Source organism: Staphylococcus sp. EG-SA-2, assembly GCF_017152085.1.
The window spans coordinates 1-547 of sequence record NZ_JACYHC010000123.1 but is presented as its reverse complement, the minus strand read 5'-3'; the positions used below and the strand labels follow the sequence as shown (position 1 = coordinate 547).

Here is a 547-nt window from a genome sequence, read left to right as displayed (position 1 = left end):
ATATTGGAAATTAACGATTGATGATAGGTTTGTATTAGAATAAAAAAGCAGTAAGCTGGTTTCGAGTAGAAATCAACTTACTGCTTTTTAAATTGTTTTGAGCTACTTATACTTATAAAAATAGTGCTTTTATATTGTTGATTCATGTAGAATATCGTTCATTATGACACACTATAATGAATATGTTATTGTTCAGAGTCGATGATACGTTCTGGATGACTATATATATTAAAGCCACCATTTCGAATAAATCCTACTGCCGTAATATTTAGGTCATTAGCTAAGGTTACAGCAAGCGTTGTCGGAGCTGATTTAGATAAAATGACGCCAACACCAATTTTTGCGGCTTTAATTAAAATTTCTGATGAAATACGTCCACTAAAAATTAATACTTTATCTCGGACAGTAATATGTCGCTGAATACAAAATCCATATAATTTATCTAGAGCGTTATGTCTACCAATGTCTTGTCGATGTACAAAAAATGTCAAACCATCGCTTATAGCAGCATTATGTAAGCCACCTGTTTCTTGGTAAATATGACTTG

The 547-nt window shown here is 31.8% G+C and carries 1 protein-coding gene; it reads right to left on the bottom strand.

Going from position 1 to position 547, the window contains the following annotated elements; all coding sequences use genetic code 11:
* Window positions 1-185: 185 nt before the first annotated feature.
* The coding region (gene fdhD, locus IDG60_RS01255) for a formate dehydrogenase accessory sulfurtransferase FdhD (protein WP_206160389.1) at window positions 186-547 on the bottom strand (362 nt) is incomplete at its 5' end.